This is a genomic window from Pseudomonas sp. NPDC079367, assembly GCF_044542195.1.
Lineage (GTDB): Bacteria > Pseudomonadota > Gammaproteobacteria > Pseudomonadales > Pseudomonadaceae > Aquipseudomonas.
Map to the genome: position 1 here is coordinate 1 of NZ_JBITTW010000083.1, position 2,919 is coordinate 2,919.

At 56.3% G+C, this 2,919-nt stretch carries 3 protein-coding genes and 1 pseudogene; all 4 read right to left on the reverse strand.

Features of this window, described 5'->3' with window-relative positions; genetic code table 11:
* Nucleotides 1–78: 78 nt before the first annotated feature.
* Nucleotides 79–702 (reverse strand): protein-methionine-sulfoxide reductase heme-binding subunit MsrQ, encoded by a 624-nt coding sequence (gene msrQ / locus ACIGDJ_RS28150; RefSeq protein WP_397480290.1) that lies wholly within the window; start codon nt 700–702, stop codon nt 79–81.
* Nucleotides 702–1,715, reverse strand: a complete 1,014-nt coding sequence (msrP, locus tag ACIGDJ_RS28155; protein WP_397480289.1) for a protein-methionine-sulfoxide reductase catalytic subunit MsrP — start codon at nt 1,713–1,715, stop codon at nt 702–704. Before msrP ends, msrQ begins: the two co-directional genes overlap by 1 nt.
* A 63-nt stretch (nt 1,716–1,778) precedes the next feature.
* Nucleotides 1,779–2,636, reverse strand: a complete 858-nt coding sequence (pssA, locus tag ACIGDJ_RS28160; protein WP_016773182.1) for a CDP-diacylglycerol--serine O-phosphatidyltransferase — start codon at nt 2,634–2,636, stop codon at nt 1,779–1,781.
* A gap of 148 nt (nt 2,637–2,784) precedes the next feature.
* Nucleotides 2,785–2,919 (reverse strand): annotated as a pseudogene (locus ACIGDJ_RS28165) (ketol-acid reductoisomerase); the annotation flags it as partial.

The window sequence follows — 2,919 nt, forward strand, 5'->3', positions numbered from 1 at the left end:
TGAATCTCAAGGAGTTTTCCGTTTCGACTGCGCCGGAAGTGGGGCGAATTATAGACCTCTGGAATCTGCCGTCAACCGTTAATTTCGCTTTTCTTGAAGATTCTGCCTTTTACCCATTAAACGCGGGATTCGCCTTGCCACCAGCGGCAGACGAAGCAGCAAAAGCACAGCGCCTATAAAGGCATAAATCGTCCACTCTTCAAGATCAGCCCGCACGATCCACAGCATGTGCAGCAATCCCAGACCGAGAATCACATAAACCAGGCGATGCAACTTCTTCCAGCGAGCCCCCAAATGACGCTGACTATAACGATTTGACGTCACCGCCAATATCAGCAAGCCGAGAAATCCCAGCGCACCGACAATAATGTACGGCCGCTTGCGTAGCTCAACACCCAGTTGCGACCAGTCGAACCCGAGGATAAAAGCCATATAGCTGAACAGATGGAGCGTCACATAAGCAAAACACCAAAGTCCCAATTGCCGGCGAACCGCAACCCACCCCGCCCAGCCACTCAGTTTTTGCAGCGGCGTCATGCTCAGCGTGATCAACAGCAACACCAGCGTGCCAAGCCCCAGACGATCAACCAGCACCTTGCCCGGATCAGGCCCCAGCAGATCCGCGAAGGCCTGATAGAACCACAGCAACGGCCAAATCGCTGCCGCAATGAAAACGCCCACTCGCCAGAACGGATAGCGCATCAGTAGTTCTTCCGCAGATCGAGTCCTGTATATAAAGAAGCGACTTCATCCGAGTAGCCGTTGAACATCTGCGTATCGCGCACATTTGGTTTGAACAGGCTGTTGGGCAGACGCCGCTCGCGTGCCTGGGTCCAACGCGGATGGTCGACCGCAGGGTTCACATTCGCATAGAAACCATATTCGTCGGCAGCAATGCTTTGCCAGGTGGTCTTCGGTTGTTCGCTGACCAGACTGATGCGCACGATGGATTTCACGCTTTTGAAGCCGTACTTCCATGGCACCACCAGACGTAAAGGCGCGCCATTCTGATTCGGCAGTTCGCGCCCATACATGCCCACCGCCAGAATCGCCAAAGGATTCATCGCCTCATCGAGACGCAAGCCTTCGACATACGGCCAGTCGATCAAGGCAAAGCCGGAACGCTGGCCGGGCATGCTCTTGGGATCCTGCAGGGTTTCAAAGCGGATGTATTTGGCTTTGGAGGTCGGCTCGACCTGTTTGAGCAAGGCCGAGATGGGAAAGCCGATCCAGGGAATGACCATCGACCACGCCTCGACGCAGCGCAGACGATAAATACGCTCCTCCAATTGATACGGTTTCATGAAATCTTCCAGCGCGTAACGCCCCGGTTTACCCACCTCCCCGTCTATCACTACGCTCCAGGGTTCGGTTTTGAGGTCGCCAGCGTTCGAAGCCGGATCGCCCTTGCCGGTACCGAACTCGTAAAAGTTGTTGTAGTGCGTGGCGTCTTTATAGGGCGTGATTGCCTCGTCCTTGACGTTGACCGCACCCCATTGAGTAGAAGGAAGCTTTTCGGCGAACCAGGCCGGGGCCTTGCCGGATTCGACATCCGAGTAGCGAGGGGCATCAGCGGCATTCGCCCAACGCGGCAGGCTGCTCATGGCAATACCGGCAGCGGTAGCACCGATCAATTGGCGACGGGAGAGATAAATGGCTTCAGGCGTGACATCCGACTCATGGCAGTCGGATGCTTTGGGGATCTTGATCAACATGACAACTCCGCAGCGTTGGAGGACAGGTGCACCCATAGACTGCGGAGTATGCGGGAAATTACATCACTCGGCGTTTTTGTGACGACGAAGACGCAACAGGTACTGTACCGGACCGGAAGCGGCATAGGCGAGGAACACCAGCAGCAGAATGCGCGGCGGATCACTGAATACAACAGCGAATACCAACACCACCGCCAGAATCGCCACGAACGGCACGCGACCTTTGAGATCCAGCTCCTTGAAGCTGTTGTACTTGATGTTGCTGACCATCAGCATGCCGGCCGCCGCCACCATCAAGGCCACCAGGAACGACATCTTCGAACCCTGAATGCCGTAATCGCTGAATGCCCAGACAATACCGGCCACTACCCCTGCTGCCGCAGGGCTGGCCAGACCGATGAAGTAGCGTTTGTCCGCCGTGCCGACCTGAGTGTTGAAGCGCGCCAGACGCAATGCCGCACCCGCCACATAGATGAAGGCGACCATCCAGCCGACCTTGCCCATATCACCCAGCGCCCAGCCGAACGCCAGCAACGCCGGCGCAACACCGAACGCGACCATGTCCGACAACGAGTCGTACTCGGCGCCGAAGGCACTTTGCGTGTTGGTCATGCGCGCCACGCGACCATCAAGACCGTCGAGCACCATGGCGACGAAAATCGCGATCGCGGCGAAAGCGAAATACTTGCTCGCATTCACCGAATCCCCGGCGCTCAACGCAGCCTGGGCACTCATTGAATTGATGATGGAATAGAAGCCTGCAAACAGGTTTGCAGTGGTGAACAGGTTCGGCAGCAGATAGATACCACGATGCCGGACTTTACGACCTTCAGCGTCGTGCCCTTCTTCGATGTGCTCATCGATGGGCAGCAGGCTTTCGGCGTCGGAAGCCTTGTTCGGCTCTTCGGGACGTTCGCTCATGGACATTACCTTGCAACGGTTTGGATAAAATTCGACAGAAGCTTGAGGACGACAGTTCGGCCACAAACGATGCAGCTTTATACCAGAAGCACCGCCCCAAACGAAAAAACGCGGCCGAGGCCGCGTTTTTCGTACAAGGGACGACGACTTAGTTCTTGGCTTTGTCGACGATCTTGTTGGCACCGATCCACGGCATCATGGAGCGCAGTTGCTCGCCGATGATTTCGATACCGTGAGCGGCGTTGTTACGACGCTTGGCGGTCATCGAAGGGTAGCCGGTTGC